15 protein-coding genes are annotated in these 17,755 nt (G+C 36.9%); 10 read left to right on the plus strand and 5 right to left on the minus strand.

Going from position 1 to position 17,755, the window contains the following annotated elements:
- Nucleotides 1-117: 117 nt before the first annotated feature.
- Genes GSM_RS09755 through GSM_RS09765 form a run of 3 tightly spaced genes read left to right on the plus strand, consistent with a single transcriptional unit; the run spans nucleotide 118 to nucleotide 3,418 of the window.
- Nucleotides 118-1,629 carry an FAD-dependent oxidoreductase gene (locus tag GSM_RS09755; RefSeq protein WP_003691557.1) on the plus strand — a complete coding sequence of 504 codons (1,512 nt, stop codon included), beginning with the start codon at nucleotides 118-120 and terminating at the stop codon, nucleotides 1,627-1,629.
- 19 nt (nucleotides 1,630-1,648) lie between these two features.
- The gene (locus GSM_RS09760; protein ID WP_003691555.1) at nucleotides 1,649-2,842 is read left to right on the plus strand and encodes an MFS transporter; all 1,194 of its coding nucleotides are present in this window, start codon (nucleotides 1,649-1,651) and stop codon (nucleotides 2,840-2,842) included.
- Nucleotides 2,843-3,418 (plus strand): NADPH-dependent FMN reductase, encoded by a 576-nt coding sequence (locus tag GSM_RS09765; RefSeq protein WP_003691553.1) that lies wholly within the window; start codon nucleotides 2,843-2,845, stop codon nucleotides 3,416-3,418.
- Between the two features lie 129 nt (nucleotides 3,419-3,547).
- On the opposite strand, the gene GSM_RS09770 is transcribed toward GSM_RS09765, so the two are convergent.
- The 3 genes from GSM_RS09770 to GSM_RS09780 form a co-directional block, all read right to left on the minus strand.
- On the minus strand, nucleotides 3,548-4,927 hold the full coding sequence (locus GSM_RS09770; protein WP_003691552.1) for an NAD(P)/FAD-dependent oxidoreductase: 1,380 nt from the start codon (nucleotides 4,925-4,927) through the stop codon (nucleotides 3,548-3,550).
- 133 nt (nucleotides 4,928-5,060) lie between these two features.
- A complete protein-coding gene (locus GSM_RS09775) occupies nucleotides 5,061-6,041 on the minus strand; it encodes a Gfo/Idh/MocA family protein (RefSeq protein ID WP_003691551.1) in 981 nt (326 codons plus the stop codon).
- 1 nt (nucleotide 6,042) lies between these two features.
- A complete protein-coding gene (locus tag GSM_RS09780; RefSeq protein ID WP_003691550.1) occupies nucleotides 6,043-6,711 on the minus strand; it encodes a ribose-5-phosphate isomerase A in 669 nt (222 codons plus the stop codon).
- 185 nt (nucleotides 6,712-6,896) lie between these two features.
- Here GSM_RS09780 and GSM_RS09785 point away from each other — a divergent pair, with 185 nt between their 5' ends.
- The 3 genes from GSM_RS09785 (at nucleotide 6,897) to GSM_RS09795 (ending at nucleotide 11,449) form a co-directional block, all read left to right on the plus strand.
- Nucleotides 6,897-8,798 (plus strand): PTS fructose transporter subunit IIABC, encoded by a 1,902-nt coding sequence (locus GSM_RS09785; RefSeq protein WP_003691549.1) that lies wholly within the window; start codon nucleotides 6,897-6,899, stop codon nucleotides 8,796-8,798.
- Nucleotides 8,799-8,852: 54 nt separating this feature from the next.
- Nucleotides 8,853-9,692: a MurR/RpiR family transcriptional regulator gene (locus GSM_RS09790; RefSeq protein WP_003691548.1), complete on the plus strand. Its 840-nt coding sequence runs from the start codon at nucleotides 8,853-8,855 to the stop codon at nucleotides 9,690-9,692.
- A 197-nt stretch (nucleotides 9,693-9,889) separates the two neighbouring features.
- Entirely contained in the window at nucleotides 9,890-11,449 is a 1,560-nt protein-coding gene (locus GSM_RS09795; RefSeq protein ID WP_003691547.1) for a bifunctional metallophosphatase/5'-nucleotidase, read from the plus strand.
- A gap of 258 nt (nucleotides 11,450-11,707) precedes the next feature.
- On the opposite strand, the gene efp is transcribed toward GSM_RS09795, so the two are convergent.
- Nucleotides 11,708-12,265 (minus strand): elongation factor P, encoded by a 558-nt coding sequence (gene efp, locus GSM_RS09800; protein ID WP_003691545.1) that lies wholly within the window; start codon nucleotides 12,263-12,265, stop codon nucleotides 11,708-11,710.
- A gap of 279 nt (nucleotides 12,266-12,544) precedes the next feature.
- Between efp and GSM_RS09805 the strand changes: the two genes are divergently transcribed.
- The 3 genes from GSM_RS09805 to GSM_RS09815 all read left to right on the plus strand — a co-directional run bounded on the left by GSM_RS09805 (nucleotide 12,545) and on the right by GSM_RS09815 (nucleotide 14,977).
- Nucleotides 12,545-13,183 (plus strand): GNAT family N-acetyltransferase, encoded by a 639-nt coding sequence (locus tag GSM_RS09805; RefSeq protein ID WP_003691543.1) that lies wholly within the window; start codon nucleotides 12,545-12,547, stop codon nucleotides 13,181-13,183.
- A gap of 133 nt (nucleotides 13,184-13,316) precedes the next feature.
- Nucleotides 13,317-14,570 carry a serine hydroxymethyltransferase gene (glyA, locus tag GSM_RS09810; RefSeq protein ID WP_003691542.1) on the plus strand — a complete coding sequence of 418 codons (1,254 nt, stop codon included), beginning with the start codon at nucleotides 13,317-13,319 and terminating at the stop codon, nucleotides 14,568-14,570.
- Entirely contained in the window at nucleotides 14,567-14,977 is a 411-nt protein-coding gene (locus GSM_RS09815; RefSeq protein ID WP_003691541.1) for a peptide deformylase, read from the plus strand. The genes glyA and GSM_RS09815 overlap by 4 nt, the downstream gene beginning before the upstream one ends.
- A 233-nt stretch (nucleotides 14,978-15,210) precedes the next feature.
- Here the strand turns inward: GSM_RS09815 and GSM_RS09820 are convergent, their stop codons facing one another.
- Nucleotides 15,211-16,059, minus strand: coding sequence for a DUF72 domain-containing protein (locus GSM_RS09820; protein ID WP_003691540.1), 849 nt, complete (start codon nucleotides 16,057-16,059; stop codon nucleotides 15,211-15,213).
- 179 nt (nucleotides 16,060-16,238) lie between these two features.
- Between GSM_RS09820 and GSM_RS09825 the strand changes: the two genes are divergently transcribed.
- Nucleotides 16,239-17,444 (plus strand): NAD(P)/FAD-dependent oxidoreductase, encoded by a 1,206-nt coding sequence (locus tag GSM_RS09825; RefSeq protein ID WP_010078183.1) that lies wholly within the window; start codon nucleotides 16,239-16,241, stop codon nucleotides 17,442-17,444.
- Nucleotides 17,445-17,755: the final 311 nt, after the last annotated feature.

A 17,755-nucleotide genomic window follows, 5' to 3' on the forward strand; every position in this document is an offset into this window, starting at 1 on the left:
AATCACCTGCTTTTTATAAAAGATATATTTACCATAAGATTAAGATACATTTTCCACTGATATTGTGCAACATTTCACTATAAAATATAATCATAACTTAATGTAGGAGTGATTATTATGACCAAATCAATTAAAACGGATGTTGTCGTTGCAGGTGCTGGTGGAACTGGATTGGCTGCTGCGTATGCCGCAGCTGAACATGGTTTGCAAGTCTTAGTTTTAGAAAAACAATCTCAAATCGGTGGAAACACTAAAATCTCGAGTGGTTTTTTCGCCGTTGACTCCAAGGAACAGCGTGAACGTGGGATGGTTATGTCCAAAGCTGAAGCTATTCGGCAGTTGACTAGCTACAACCATAACATTTCTAATGGGCCGTTAGTTCATAAAATTGTTAATACTGCAGCTGATACCTTGGCTTGGATCCAAAAGATGGGAATGCATATTAAATTAAATGCTACCGCTGATACAACACAGTTTGCGCATCGTAATCGAGATTATCAAGGTGGCGTTTATCATATGTATCAAGATAAAGACGGTAGTTATGAACGTATTCAGCAAACCCTGATTGATGAAGGTGTTAAGTTTGAATTTAACGTCACTATGCAATCTATTGAACAAGACAGCACTGGTCAAGTTATTGGTATCACAGCCACTGACGCTAATGGTGAAATCATTGAAGTTGAGGCACAGGCTACTATTGTTGCAACAGGTGGCTTTGGTGGCGACAGTGATCTAGTTGCCAAGACTATGCATACGCGTAACCTGCGTCAATTAGGGGTACCCAATAATGGAGAAGGACTCAAGGCGCTTGTTGCTGCCGGTGGAATCAACATTGATGGAACAGCCTTAATTCATGCTGCACAACTTGCTAAATCCAAAGTCACTAAGAAAAGTTCAAAGGAACATCTGGCTGGTTTCTCTAATTCTGCTTTAACTCAACTATTGTTGACACCATTATTCTGGGTAAGTCCAAAGGGAGAACGATTTACTAATGAAGATGTGGTCTATGATACTGTTGAATGGGCTAATGCTGGGTACTCGGTTGGTGGTAAGTATTATTTTGTAGTTGACCAAGCAACTCTTGATGACTTCACCGAAAATGGTGGTCAACTCGAGGTCTCTAAAGCCGGTCCTGGTGCTAATACTGAGCCTGGTGATTTCACTAAACTTGCCAACGATTCTGTTGCTGCTGGAACTGCTTTTAAGGGAAATTCTTTGGCTGAATTAGCTACTGCTGCTGGCATGGATTCAAATACATTGGTACAGGCAGTTACTGCGTATAATCATAATGTTCATAATCGTGTCGATACTGATTTCGCAAAATCTGGGCAGTCACTTGTCTATGCAGTTGAACAAGGTCCTTTTTACGCTTTTACCGCTCAAGTCGCTTACCTAGGTACTGTAGGTGGGGTTCGTGTTGATACTAATTTAAACGTTTTAGATGACAAATTCAAACCTATTCCTGGTCTCTATACGGGTGGAGCTAATGCGGGGGGCTATTATCAAGGCCACTGTTATCCTGCTTATGAAGGTTTAGCTTCTGGTTTTACTTGGACATCTGGACGAATTGCTGGGACAAGTGCTAGTGAATATATAAAAATTAAAAATGATAAATTGATAAAAAAATAAGCTAGGAGGGCTTAATCTTATGGAAAATATTAAATCGCACAGTTGGTTATTCAAGTTATCGATCCTATCTCTTTCGATTTTATCAATGACTGCACCATCAGTTGCAATTGCCATCCCATTAATGGAAAAAACATTTACGGAGCAAACTACCGCGCAAGTTGAAATGATCTCAACTTTACCTAATTTGGGTGTATTACTCATGATTATGTTTTCAACCTTGATTGCCCATAAATTTGGAATTAAGCGAACAATAATGGGTGGTTTGATAATGTACTTAATTGGAGGATTAACTCCTGTTTTTATTACTAATTATACAATCATTATAATTGCTCGCTTCATCATGGGCCTTGGTATTGGACTTTTTAACCCGTTTGCTGTTAGTTTAATGTACCGTTTCTATAAAAAGCAAGAATTAGCAGATATGCTGGGTTATCAAAATACCTCACAGAATTTAGGAAATGCGGGTTTCGGTTTATTACTAGGTGTTTTGGTTCTTGCTGGTTGGAAAACAGCATTTGCAGGTTACTTAATTGCAATGATTCCTTTACTGATGTTTGGACTTTTTGTTAAGATTCCGATTGAACACCACAATAGTGAAAATGAAGCACCGAAACAGTCAACTAATGTTCATGTCTTTATGCTTGCGTTTTTAATGCTTATAATTTTTGGAATGTTCATGATGATGACGATTAAACTAGCTAGTTTTGTGACTGCACAACACATTACCACTCCTGCAATTGCCTCAAGTATTTTGGCTGGAATGGGAGCAGCTTCGATGTTTGCTAGCATGCCATTCGGAAAAATTAGTAAATTTCTTGGTAACTTTATTTTACCCATTGCTCTCTTAGGTATTTCAATTGGTTTTATGATTGTCGCTACGGCGACTAGTGTCCTAGTGGTGACACTTGGTGTTATCATTTGCGGAATTTTCTTTGGCTGGGTTTTCCCACAAGCTTTTTACCGAGCAGCCCAAATAGCTCCAGCTAATTCCGGAAACTTATCGACTTCTATTATTCTAGTGGGTATTAACTTAGGTGCTTTTTTATCACCAACTTTAGTTAACGGTGTTGCAAATTTATTTGGGAACGATCAGCCTTACTTTGTCTTGATGTTGTGCAGCTGGGGATTCGCCATTTTGACTATTATTATGGCCATTTATACCATAGTTGATAGACAAAATCACAAACTTAATCAGAAACCGGAGGAAATTTAGATGTCACTTAACTTAGTAGGATTAGTGGGAACGAACGCTCAAATCTCATATAATCGTATGCTTTTAACGTATATGCAACAACATTTTATTAACGATGTTACTATTACATTGGCCGAAATAGCTGATATTCCGTTGTTCAGCGAAGAAGGATTAGCAGATATTCCTGAGAGTGTTTATACTTTGAGTGATCAGCTAGCTGCTGCTGATGGGATTATCATTGCTACACCTGAATACGATCATGCAATTCCGGCAGCACTTAAAAGTACGATAGAATGGCTGTCGGCAGCTACACATCCGTTCACAACTCAGCCAATAATGATTGTTGGAGCTTCCTTAGGCCTTCAAGGAACAGCGCGTGCTCAAGATAATCTTCGACAAATTTTAAATTCTCCTGGTGTTAATGCTTTTGTCATGCCAGGTTATGAATTCTTATTAAGTAATGCTAAGGAGCAATTCGATAAACAATCCCAGTTGACAAATGCTAAAACTATCTCCTTTTTAGAAGAATGCTTTGCTCATTATCTGCAATTTGTTACTGATAATCGTGAAAATTTAAAACTTATTCGTGAAGCTTAACATATGTCTGGTTTCATCGGCTAACATTAACAACAAAATTCATGCTCATTATTTTAAGAGCGTATAAAAAAAGCAAGGTATGGTTCAGCTTGAACCGCATCTTGCTTTTTATTACAAATTAAATATGAATTATTTTCTGGTGAATTCTACTTCCTTTAAAGCATGTTGAGCAGCCAAGTTAAGCAAACTCCATTGACGATCAAAACCAGGTTGGAAGAAGAAATCAGCTTCGGCCAAATCTTCTAATTTTAACTGGTGTTGAATGGCAAGAGCTATGACATTTCCTTGAGCAGTTATGTCATATGTTGATAATACCGCGCCGCCAAGGAGAAGATGACTTTCTGGATTGAAGAAAAGTTTTACGTAAACTTTGGTATTTCCCTTATCTTCAGGTACATAACTTGGACGTAGGGTATCTTCATAGAAACAACCAGCTATTTCAACGCCTGCACGCCCCGCAGTAAAGCTATTTAACCCACTTTGAGCGAAGTGATAATCAAAAACACTCAAAGCAGATGAACCAACTATTCCTGCAAAAGGAACGGATGGAGTTTTTTCGAAAATGTGTTTTACCAAATAACGAGCTTCACGACGAGCAACAGTAGCCAGTGCTACTGGAATTTTTTTACCTGCAGCGACTGAATATGCTAATGTTGCATCACCAATTGCATATACGTCAGAAAGGTTGGTTCTTAGATATTCGTCATTTTTAATCCAACCGCGATTATCAAGATTGACTATTCCTTTTAACCAATCAGTGTTAGGTTGGATCCCAGCGGCTTGAATAACTACATCACTTGGGAAATCTCCTTGATCACTCTTAACAGTTTGAACTTTATTATCTTGTCCACTGTATTCTGATATTTTAACCCCAGTATGAATAGCAACACCGTTTTTTTCTAAATGTTTGCTGATAATATCTGTTAATTCAGAATCAAGATATGTTCCTAAAGGACGGTCAATAACATCCAAAAGATTTACGTGTTTTCCAGCTTTGGTAGCAGCTTCAGCAGCCTCAATACCAATGTAGCCAGCACCAATAACTGTAATATTTTTAACACTAGGGTCTTCTAATTTAGCCTTTATTTTTGTTGCCCAATCATATCCACGCATCAAGAAAACATTTTCTAGTTCTTTACCAGGTATTGGTAAGGACTTGGGAGTTACACCTGAACTGAGAATCAACTTATCATAAGATTCCTCAGAACTCTTGCCACTTTTTAAATCAGTAACCGAAACAGTTTTTTTATCGCTATTTATCTTAGTTACTTCATGATTATTTAAAATATGGACATTTTCTTGCGGAAAACTTTCAGACCTGAAATTACGTACATCGTTAACATTAGTTACACTATTTTCCAGGTATAATTCCATACCACAGGACATAAACGAAATAAAATCTCCCGCTTCAAATAATGTAATATCGACGTCCTCATAGCGACTGAGCAGTTCAAGAATAGACTGATGACCACCATGAGAAGCACCGACAATGACAATTTTTTTCTTCACGCTAATTACCCCCAATTTCTGGGAATAATTTAACACAGCAACATTTTATTGTCAAAATAAAAAGCTTCTTAATGAAGGCCTTGCTATAAGCAACTTTTATTGTCATTTGAGGCTTTACATCTTATAGCGACTTTTAGTCAAATGGATATTTCATTCCCCAAGCATTGCGGACACTATCTAGGATATGAGCAACATCTCTTGAAATTGCGAGTTGACCATCATCATGACCATTATCAATATAGCGTTGCATATCACGGACTTCATAACGTAATGCTTGGGTGTCATCACCAGCCTTCAAAACCTCATTGGCTTGTTCATGAGCATCTGTAGTATATGTGATTTCAGCGCTTGTAGCACGGGGATAGTTATTGATTTCAACGTAGCCCTTTGTTCCTGAAACAACACCACGTTTTGGTTGTTTTGCACGCATTGATAATGCCATCACGGCTAATTGTTCTTGATCATTTTTCAAGATGATACCAGATTGTTCATCGACACCGGTTTCAAAGAATTTAACTGTCGTTAATGTTGTATTTGGTTGACTGGTTAAGAAAGTCCTTGCAAATGCAGTTGCATAGCCTCCGATATCTAATAAGGCTCCGCCTGCGAGGTCTTTATTGAAGAAGCGATTTTTAGGGTCATAGTCCTTTAAACTTCCAAAGTTCACTTGTACCAATTTGATATCGCCTAACTTACCAGCAGCGATAAGTTCTTTTACTTGATTGAAAACAGGCATGTGATATAGGGTGAGTCCTTCGGTTAAAATCAGGTTCTTTTCTTTTGCAAGGACCTCAACTTCATCAAACTGTTTAGCATTGACAGTAATTGCCTTTTCGCAGAATACATGTTTGCCAGCTTCCAGAGCTGCCTTGATATATTGGTAATGGTATGTGTGTGGAGTAGCAATATAGATCACATCGATATCTGGATTGTTGATCATTTCATTTGCATCAGTATATGTTTTTTTAATATGCTTTTCTGACGCAAATTTCTCCAACATTTCTTTGTTAACATCGGCAACAGCATAAACCTCACCGTTAACATCATTCAACGCGTCAGCCATTTCATGTGCAATCCAGCCTGTACCAATCATGCCCCAATTATATTTTGTCATATTAATCTTCCTTTCTAAATTCATGAACTTTTCCATTTTCATCAAAAGTTAAACCAAGTGTTACTAGATTTTCAAAAAAAGACGTTGCAATAACTCCATTTTGTTGTGAAATCACAGAGTTAATCTCAGAAATGTTACTCCAGTCACTTGAATAACAATCTACCAAGAGATTCCCCAAGGGTGTTCTTGCGTAACCTGCAATATCATTTGCCATCCTAATACTGCTTTTCAGATTTAATTTTTCAATTTGCCGCAATACTGTTGCTCTTGCGGCAGCAACTATTTCAAGTGTGAGCGGTACCTCAGGATTGAGTAATTTTGTTACTCTTTGCAACGGTGCCAAAATGATATATCTATCGGCCAATTCAGCATTGATTTTCTCAAATAAATGAATACCACCATTACTCTTTAAAGCATTAAGATTTATGTCCAGCGAATCACATCCATCAAAGGCAAGATCGAGATGTTTAATTTTATTGCTATCTGCAACTGTTATTCCGAGCGACTCACAAAGACTTCTAGTGAGTTCGGACGGAGTACAGATAGTTAGATTCAAATCAGGTTTTGCTGCAAGGGCATTAGCGAGATTGGCAACGTTGCTTCCACCACCTAGACTTATATTCATATTTGGTTTGATAAGTGTGAGAGCTCGTTTGATTATTGGTGTCAACTTAATCACCTCTTTTATTTTTTCATAAAAATTATATTTATGAAATTAATTTACAACAACATAGTATTACGTGAAAATTTATTTGTCAACACTTTAAATTGGATGTTGACTTTTTTACAAAAAGCGTTTACATTTTGATTGTAATTATTTTCACTAAATAAAAAAATAGGAAAGAGGTTTTCAAAGTGGATATATTAAGCATATTAAAAAAAGACGTCATGATTATGGATTTAAAAGCAAAAACCAAGGAAGATGCATTACACGAAATGGTTAACTCATTTTTTGTAAACGATATAATTAATGATCGAACACTTTTTGAACAAGATATTTTCAAGCGTGAAGAAGAAGCAACAACAGGAATTGGCGATGGAATTGCAATGCCTCATGCTAGAAATAGGGCGGTAAAAGAGGCTGCTGTTTTATTTGCGAAAAGTGAACAAGGAATTGATTATAATGCACTTGATGGTAAACCAGTGTATCTCTTTTTTATGATTGCAGCGCCAGCCAATGCTAATGATATTCATTTGCAGGCTTTGGCTAACCTATCATCACTATTGTTAGATAATAATTTAATTGCAGATTTAAAAAAGGCAAAAACACCATTGGAAGTTCAGCAGTTATTTAAAATGGCTAGCGACAAGAAAAAAGTGGGTGAGATACATCAGTCTGAAAATAAAGATTTACCATTAATCGTTGCTGTAACTGCTTGTCCAACTGGAATCGCGCACACATATATGGCCGAGTCAGCATTACTTGATGCTGGTAAAAAAATGAATGTTAGGATGAGAGTTGAGACGAATGGCTCTGAAGGAGTCAAGCATCGCCTGAGTCCAAGTGAGATTTCTAATGCTGTTGGTGTAATCATTGCTGCGGATAAAAAAGTTGAAGTGGATCGCTTTGCTGAGAAGAAAGTCTTACAGACTGCAGTTATCGATGGTATTAAGAAGCCTGAAGAACTTATTCAGCGTGTGTTAGACGGGAATTTAGCTACTTTTGAAGTTGAACACAGAAATAGCAGCCCAAGTGATGACAATGGGCAAGGGGGGATCTGGCATCATGTTTATCAAGATTTGATGAGCGGAATTTCAAATATGCTGCCCTTTGTTGTTGGTGGCGGTATTTTGATGGCAATTTCATTTCTATTAGAGCAATCATTGGGCAAAAACTCAACGGCTTTTATCTTCTTAAATTCTCTTGGAACAAACGCATTTAGTTTCCTAATTCCAATTTTAGCAGGATTTATTGCTTTTTCGATTGGTGATCGTCCGGCTATGATGCCAGGTTTTGTCGGTGGGTATATGGCGACCCAAGCAAGTGCAAGTATTGTTAAATCAAGTGGTAGTGCAGGATTTATTGGTGGTATTATTGCGGGTTTTATCGCAGGTTATTTGATTTTAATGCTGAAGAAAATGTTTGTTAAATTACCAAGATCATTAGATGGTTTAAAACCAATGATATTATTTCCCGTGTTGGGTTTGTTTCTTGTTGGAACATTGATGTTTTTTGTGATTGATCCAATTTTTTCAGTAGTTAATCTGTTTTTAGTTCATTTTTTGACAACTATGGGAACTGCAAATGCAATCTTACTCGGAGCGATTCTTGGCGGGATGCAGGCAGTTGATTTAGGCGGACCAGTGAATAAGGCAGCATACACGACTGCAATTGGTGTATTAACAGCAACAGGGGATGGCAGTATGATGGCATCTGTTATGGTTGGTGGGATGATTCCACCATTAGCAATAGCAATTGCTACAACAATTTGGAAGAACAAGTTCACAGAAGATGAGCGTAAAGCAGGAATCAGTAACTATGTCTTAGGAATTTCATTTATTACTGAAGGGGCAATTCCTTTTGCAATTGCTGATCCATTACGGGTAATCGGTTCTTGCATTATTGGTTCTGTAATCGGTGGTGGATTGGCTCAATTATGGAAGGTTAGTGTACCTGCGCCTCATGGTGGTTTATGGGTTGTTTTATTAATGCACAATCCTTTGTATTTTGTATTGGCACTAATAATTGGAGCTGCTGTAGCTGGGACAATTTATGGTATTTGGAAGCCAAAAAAAATAGCGCTTTTTAAAGAATAAATGATACTATATAATTAATTCTATTTTATATAGTTATTTGGAGGACTGAGATTAATGAGTAGCGAAAATGTAGTTGATACAATATATAGTAACTTGAGTGCTATGACCCAGACCGACAAAAAGATTGCACAGGTTATTTTGAAGAATCCCGGAAATGCAGTGAATTATACAATTTCGGAGCTTGCAGCTAAAGCAGCTGTCAGCGAAGCTTCTGTTTCACGTTTTTGCAAAAATTTGCAGCTATCCGGGTTTCATCAATTGAAGATTGAATTAGCGAAAGTCTCCGACGATGAGTCTAATTACTATAAAGTTATTAATATTGATAATATTCAACAGGCAATCGCTAACATTAGGGATAATAAGAATGCTGAGATTACTAATACGCTAAATAGTGTATCTACTCCGACTATTAAAAAAATTATGAGATTAGTTCAAAACGCACATATCTTACAAATTGCAGCAGAGGGTAATACATTCCCTGTTGTTGCAGATGCAGCTTATCGATTTAATCAGATTGGAGTTTTATCGATTTGTTCAGAATCGTGGCAGACCTCTATAGGTCAGACTCTTAATTTGACTGATAAGGATGTATTGATGGTCATCTCAAATTCAGGTGAGTCTAAGTCATTGTTAAAGCAAATTGAAGTGGCTAAAAAACAAGGTATGAAAGTCATTGCAATTACGAATCGCAATGACTCGCCAATTGCATTGGAGGCAGATATTCATCTACGTACCGCAGTTAGACAAAGAGTCTTGCAATCAGAGTATTATTTTTCGCGGGTTGCTGCAATGACAGCTGTAGAGACAATTTTTCTGCTGCTGATTGCTGAGAATCGAGAGCGACTAAGCAAGATTATGGATCATGAGACTATTATTTCAGATACAAAAGTCTAAAAATGAAATGTATATTGAATTAAATTATTGAAGGAGTTTTTATGTTATTTCTCGAAAAATTAGTTAAGAAGATGGAAAAATATTTTTATGAATTGGGCCACGTTGAATGAGGGGACTGGTTAAATTATTCTACTGAAAATAAGCTATTTTTATTAATTTACTTTTAAAAAGGCTGAGAAGAAAGACGGTTTAGGCATATGAAGGTTAGGATTCTCTCGACAAGTGATGTACATGGCTACATTTTTCCAACTAATTTTAGCAGTAGAATAGACTCACATCCATTTGGCTATTTGAAAGCAGCACAAGTTATTAAGAAAATAAAGGAAGAAACAGCTAATGATGAAGTTGTTATATATATTGAAAATGGAGACTTTTTAGAAGGTTCACCCATATCTGAGTATACCTATCAAACAAGGAAAACTAAGAAATATAATCAGAAGTATTGCCAAATGACGAATTTTTTAGGTGCAGATGCAGGTGTTTTGGGAAATCATGAATTTGATTATGGGCTAGTATATATTAAGGAAACTTTGAAAAATAGAAAATATCCGGTTTTAGGTGCGAATATTAGCGGAAAGATGGCACAATCCATTATTGATCAACCATATCGAATAATTGAGAAAGCGGGAATAAAGGTTGCAGTCCTAGGATTGACCACGCAGTATGTGCCACATTGGGAAAAAGCAGGAAACATTGAGGAAGTAACTTTTAGTTCTGCTCTCGAAACAGCAAAAAAATATGTCCCGATTTTAAAAAAGCAAGCAGACGTAGTTGTGGTTGCCTATCATGGTGGTTTTGAAAAAAGCCTTGATACTGGTAAACTAACTGAAAGGTTAACAGGAGAAAACGAAGGGTATGCACTACTTTCTGAAGTACCAGGGATCGATGCTCTAGTGACAGGTCATCAACACAGAAAAATAGCTCAACTTGTTAATGGAATTCCAACGACTCAGCCCGGATATCGTGCCGAAAATGTAGGACAGATTGTAATAGAGTTGGACAATGATAAAAAAATTATAAGCGCGAGCGCGGAGCTTATTAATACGACTGAAAAACCGGTGAATCAAGAACTAGAATCACTTTTAACGGACTGGCGACATGACGTTGAGGATTGGCTAGACATGCCAGTAGCAACTGTTGAAGGTGACATGCAAATTTATGATCATGTGGACGCGCGACTGTATGGACATGCGTACTTGGATTTGATTAATCGCATTCAGATGGATGCTACAAGAACAGATATTGCAGGTTCTGCACTATTTAATGATGAGGTTAGCGGCTACGATACTCAAATTACCATACGCGATATTTTGAATAGCTATGTTTATCCAAATACTTTGGTAGTTGAACGAATTAGTGGTGCTGACTTGAAGGCAGCACTTGAGCGGTGTGCCAGCTTTTTTGAGCTTCAGGCGGATGGTTCGGTAAGTATGACAAATGGACATAATGTAGTTAAATCCCAGTTATATAATTATGATTATTATTCAGGAATAGATTACACTTTTGATTTAACCAAGCCATTGGGGCAGCGGGTTGTTAGAATTTTGTACCATAATCAGGTACTTGAAGATACCGATAGGATCGATGTTGCTATTAGCCAGTACCGGGCCGTTGGCGGTGGTGAATATCCAATGTTTAATATGGATAAAAGCATACGCGTGTATGAAGATGATATGCCAAAGTTGATTGCCAAGTATTTGAGGGACCGCAAAGTGATTAAAGCGGAGCAACCTAATAACTTAAAAATTATTAAATGATCAGATTTTTATGGGGAATTATCAAAATAGAAATGATTGTATGATGTAAGAAGATCAAATTTGAAAACTAACAAAAGTTTGCAGCGTAACATTTTTTGCTGTGAGTAAATTGGAGTAAAAGGATAAATTTGACTTATGGAACACGGTTATCTGAAAAAAAGGACTAGATCAAAATTTAACTCTTGATCCAGTCCTTTTTTGTGCTGATACTGTAACCTATTAAAGCAGGTAAAGAGTGGGATGTTATTGATAAAATCCTTAAGCTCTTTGCTTATATGTCCCATTTAAGGTACTAATAACCAATTTTTCACCTTTTTTTATGAAATCTGGGACAGTAACAATAAGCCCTGTATCCATTGTTGCAGGTTTTCCACCATTAGCAGCTGTGGCCCCTTTAATGTTTGGCTCTGTTTCAACAACTGTCATTTCAACAGTCGTCGGTAAATCCATTCCAATCAGCTCGTTGCCGCAAAAGTTTAATTGGACTTGTAAGTCAGGGATTAAGTATTTACTTTCCGCCTCAATTAGTTGAGCAGGTAATTCATATTGTTCATAGGTATCTAAATCCATAAAGAAAACAATATTATCTTGCTTGTATAAGAATTGAGCATTCTTTTTATCAATTTCTGCTAATTCAACCTTTTCTGTAGGACGCATAGTAGTTTGAACAATGGAGCCAGAACGAATATCGTTCAGCTTCATTTGCATAACTGTGTTGCCTTTACCAGGTTTGTGATGGTTAGTTTCAAGTACTTTTATGAGTTTACCATTCTTTTCAAAAATCATTCCTACTTTTAATCCAATTGCTTCTACCATTGTATGACTCCTCTGTATTTTTTGTATTATTAGGATTGTTAATCCAAAAAAGGTGGTCCAAGTGATAGAGCGAAAACGCGATGCGTCATTATTAATTCCACCAATTATTTTTATTATTTTATATTCCACCCTTAGTATAGCATAAAGAGTGTTAGGGCATTATGAAAATGGGTGATAAGGGGAAAATATTATAAATAAAGCAGCAAGAATTTTGCCTTTCGTGAGTTTTACGGTACGATAGAATACAGAAATTGGTTTAAATACCTAGGGAGTTTGAAGATGAGAGAGAAAATTGTTTATAGAAAAATGGCAGATGCGGACTATCAAGAAGTTTTAGAAATGGTCATAGAGACATGGGATTATCGTGAGTGGATTGAAAAACCCTTGGTCAAGCCAATGGCAGAGTTTTTCTTATGTGATTTATTAGTCGCATCAGATGATGTTTTTGTGGCAGTAATTGATAACAAGGTTGCAGGAATAGTTGCTACAAGCCACGAGCAATGGTCAAGATTGCAATATGTTTGGCAGAGGCGACAGTTAAAAGCATTGCTGCAGTTAGCAGGATTCGAAGATAAAAATTATATTTTTGCACAATATATGGAAACTATGAACATTGATGAAGAATTGCTGGCATTAAGTGGTAAGAAATATGGTGGAGCTCTAAACTTATTGATTGTTAAAGAAGGATACCAAGGGTTAGGCATCGGGGGTAAATTATACAAACATTTTTATGATTACCTACAAAACTTAGATGTGAAAAATTTTTATTTATTTACCGATAATTCGTCCAACTTTAGATTTTATGATCATAAGGGATTACATCGAGTTAACCAAAAGAACTTCTTCTGGAAAGATGAAGATGGAAAGCCACATAAAAATCCCGAGATATATTATTTGTATGAGGGCAATATTATTTAGAAAGGTTGAGTATAAAATGTGTGCTGTAAGCCAGATTCTTCGGGCTAAAGCAAATTTTAGCAACTTATATCTCACCTCGTTCAAAATCTTTTGCTATGGTACAATAACAAACAAGAATGGAGATGATTGGCTGATGGATTACAAAGAATTTGATTCAGAATTATGGCAGGCGATTGCTGCTGAAGAAAAGCGACAACAAGGAAATTTGGAGTTGATTGCTTCAGAGAATATTGTGTCGAAGGCTGTACTTGCCGCCCAAGGAAGTGTACTAACTAATAAGTATGCGGAAGGATATCCAGGAAAACGATATTATGGTGGATGTGAGTACATAGATGTTGTCGAAAGTTTAGCCATTGAACGTGCTAAGAAATTATTTGGAGCAAAATTTGCTAATGTACAGCCGCATTCAGGTTCACAGGCAAACGCAGCTGCATATTTGGCTATGATTCAACCTGGAGATACTGTTTTAGGAATGGACTTAGCCGCAGGAGGACACTTAACTCATGGTTCTCCAGTTAATTTTAGCGGTAAAACATATAATTTTGTTGGATATGGTGTAGATAAGAATACTGAAATGCTTGATTATGATGAAATTCTAGAATTAGCTAAGAAACATAAACCAAAGCTGATTGTTGCAGGTGCAAGTGCTTATTCAAGAATAATCGATTTCTCAAAGTTTAGAAAAATTGCAGATGAAGTTGGAGCAAAACTTATGGTTGATATGGCACATATTGCTGGGCTTGTTGCGGCTGGTTTGCATCCTAGTCCAGTGCCATATGCTGACATCACAACTACCACAACACATAAGACATTGCGTGGACCTCGCGGTGGGATGATTCTGACAAATGATGAAGAACTGGCTAAGAAAATCAATAGTGCAATTTTTCCTGGAACGCAGGGTGGTCCGTTAGAGCATGTGATTGCGGGCAAGGCGGCAGCATTCAAAGAAGCGCTTGATCCTAGTTTTAAGGAATATTGCAAGCGGGTTATTGCAAATACGGCAGCAATGGCAGACGTATTTGAGAATGATGATAAGGCACGCTTAGTTTCTGGTGGGACTGATAATCATTTGATTTTAGTCGATGTATTAGGTTTTGGGCTAAATGGTAAACAAGCTGAAAAATTGTTAGATTCAGTCAACATTACGGTTAACAAAAATTCAATTCCATTTGAAACATTGAGTCCATTCAAAACCAGTGGAATCCGTGTAGGAACTGCTGCAATTACCAGTCGTGGTTTTGATGAAAGTGATGTAATAGAAGTTGCAAAGCTGATCGTAAAAGTATTAGAAACACCTGAAGACTCAGCTGTATTGCACGAGGTTGCAAAAAAGGTGAAGGCATTGACGGATGTGCATCCAATCTATACGGACGGGGCCATCAGATGATTCGTGCGATCAATAAAAATGTTAGTAAGCTGCGTGTTAAATCTGATGAGGCAAGTCTTTCTGATAAGCAGATAATTATTGATTTGGTAGATACCTTAAAAGCTCATGAAGATGAATGTGTTGGTATGGCAGCAAATATGATTGGTGAATATAAGCGGATAGTCATTTGTCAGATGGGACCATTTGCAGTTCCAATGATTAATCCACGAATCACTAAAAAAAGTAAGCTGTACCAAACAAAAGAAGGATGTTTGTCTCTGATGGGGGAGCGACCAACAACTCGATATGAAAATATTACAGTTGAGTATTTAGACAGGAAATTTGTGCAACAAAGTCAGGATTTTTCAGGATTGATTGCACAAATCATCCAACATGAGATGGATCATTGTGACGGAATTATTATTTAGAAAAAAATATAGAACATGGTTATATGAAATTAAGAGAGCTGGGGCAAAAGTTAAATGTTGACCTGGTTTTTTTATTTGTTCCTCATAAGTGTGTTAGATCAAAATTTCTCGGTTAACTTGGAATTACTTAAATATTACCAGTACATTCTACGCTTTCTTTTTTGAATATTTAACTCAGTATCAATTATGGTAACTTATTTATCACTGTTCTTTAAATCTTTTTTTAACAAAAATCAAAAGAAGTCCAATTGTTCTGGTGGCTTCTTATTCAAATTATCGAATTTGATATTCATCATACTTTTTAGTGATAACGCATTTTTCGCTGCATGACCGCCAGAATTATTATTGAAGATAATGCAGATTTCTTGGACTGAATTTTGCTGAAGTAAAAGGGTATCTTTTAAATGACTTAGCTCACTGTCAGTGTAATCATAAAAGGTCCTGTATTTACGCCAGTCAGGTCCTTTATGCTGCCAACCCGCTTTATTCCTACCATGAAGTCGAACCAGCAGCAGTTTCTTATTAGTTATCACAGACTTGAAAGGTATAGATAATTGTCCAACGTCTGGTTCATCTACGGCAACCAAAGTTACATCATTTTGAGTGCAAAAGTTAATGAGCGAGTTGAATGTGTGTACGTTAAACCAGCTGCGATTTCTGAATTCAAAGGAGAGGGGCAGGTTGGCAAGTTCTTTTATCAGGTATCTTAAATAAGTTACGTTTTTTGTTGTTGCATCAAAGTATGGTGGGAACTGGCATAAAATAGTTTTAAGCGCATTGTTATCAACTAGTGGACTAATTGCCTTTTTAAATTCACTAATCTTCTCCGAGATTTCTTCTGTAGTTAATTCTTCTCTAGGGTGAAGTGTAAATGAATGATTAGCTTTGATGACGAATTTAAAGTTACTTGGAACCTGAGTAAGCCAGGAAGCAACGCTTGTAACACGTGGTATTCCATAGAAGAAAGTATCAAGTTCAACTGTTGGAAAAAATGCACTATATTCTTGCAGAGTCAGTGGATGATTGATATTTTTGATCAATGATTTATGTTCACTCCAGGAAGTTAGTCCAATAGTATACACTCTGAATCGCTCCTTTTCTTAATTGAATAATCAATTAATTGTAACATTTCTACCAAATTTAAATAAAAAATAAGCAAATTTTTTTAAGTTGCTTAGAAGATACTTTATAATACAATCAGAGAACTATTTAGTGTTTAGTAAAAATAGTCTTGTTTTATCAATAAGAGGAGGCAACTTGAATGGCAAAAGAAACTAAAAAATATAATTATTTAATTGTTGGTGGCGGAATGGCTGCGGATCAAGCAGTGGCTGGAATTCGTTCGATAGATAAAGAAGGAACGATTGGGATCATCTCTGCGGACACGGATGAGCCCTATGCTAGGCCAGCATTAAGTAAAAAACTTTGGGTGGATCCAGATTTTCATGATGAGGATATTGATTTTCATACAGCGCAAAAATATAATGCACAGATAAGTTTAGCAACGCGAGTGACAAAAGTTGAACCTGAAAATCATGCCGTAGAGACCGACAAGGGCGAGAAATATGCGTATGATGAGTTACTCCTTGCAACTGGGAGCAAAGCGAAAGCGCTTAACGGTGAAAAAAGTGATCGAGTAGTTGCATTAAGATCAAAACAGGATTACCTTAAAATTCGCAAGTTTAGCGGTAAAGGCAATCATGTGATTGTTGTAGGAAATGGTTATATTGGAAGTGAAATTGCTGCTGGATTGATTCAAAGTGACACTGAAGTTTCGTTAGTAATTACGGGAGACAGAATTTTTGATAAGAAATTTCCCGCATTTTTAAGTGAAAAATATGAACAAAAATATCTTGAAGCCGGAATGAAAATCTATCATAACAGTAAAGCATCTGACTATGAGCTCACCAAAAATGGAGTCAAGGTCCAGCTTGATGATGGAACCGAATTAGAAGCTGCTGGGCTTGTCTTAGGCATCGGAGCATTTACAGATTATAGTTTAGCAAGTGAAGCAGGACTTAAAGTAGATGAGCATGGAGTTGTCGTTGATGAACATCTTAAAACATCAGCCCCTGATATTTGGGCGGCTGGAGATATCATTTCTTATCCTGATCAGATTTTAGGCCGCCAAAGTGCTGGTCATGTGAGACATGCTATTAATTCAGGATTGTTTGTCGGGAAACAGATGGCTGGCGAGAATGGAATTTATGATTACACACCAGTTTTTTATAGTTGGGTGTTTGATATCAATTGGGAAGCATTTGGTAAGGTTGATTCAAATTTAGAGATGTACGCAGAGAAACTTGGAGATGAGAAGTATATTGTCTATTATTTTGAGAAGGATGTCTTAGCAGGGGTTCTCTCATGGAGTTCCGGTGTAAGTCTGGATCATTTGAAAAGTATCTTAAAGAAACGACCGACAGTTGAAGAATTGGGTAAAGTAGTGAAGATTGAGGCAGTCGAGTAAAAACTAAAATAACAATAGCTGGGGGTTGTGCCGTAATGATTTTTTGGCACAGCCCCTTCGTTGACTGTTATATGGAGGGTAGTGTAAAAAAATTCATCTGGTACATCTGGTAATGACGGATAATGTAACTAGTGTGCAAAAATTAGTGATTGCTGGTATGCACATATATATTTTTTCATTATTGCACGAAAATTAAAAATAATGTGGTCTATTACTTTTAATTCTGTTAAACTGATTCGTGGGAAAGTCTCCCATCCGGCTGTAGTAACAGTCAATGAAGAGGGCTTTCCCTTTTGAATGTTCATAAAAAA

Source organism: Liquorilactobacillus mali KCTC 3596 = DSM 20444 (genome assembly GCF_000260415.1).
Taxonomy (GTDB): Bacteria; Bacillota; Bacilli; order Lactobacillales; family Lactobacillaceae; genus Liquorilactobacillus; species Liquorilactobacillus mali.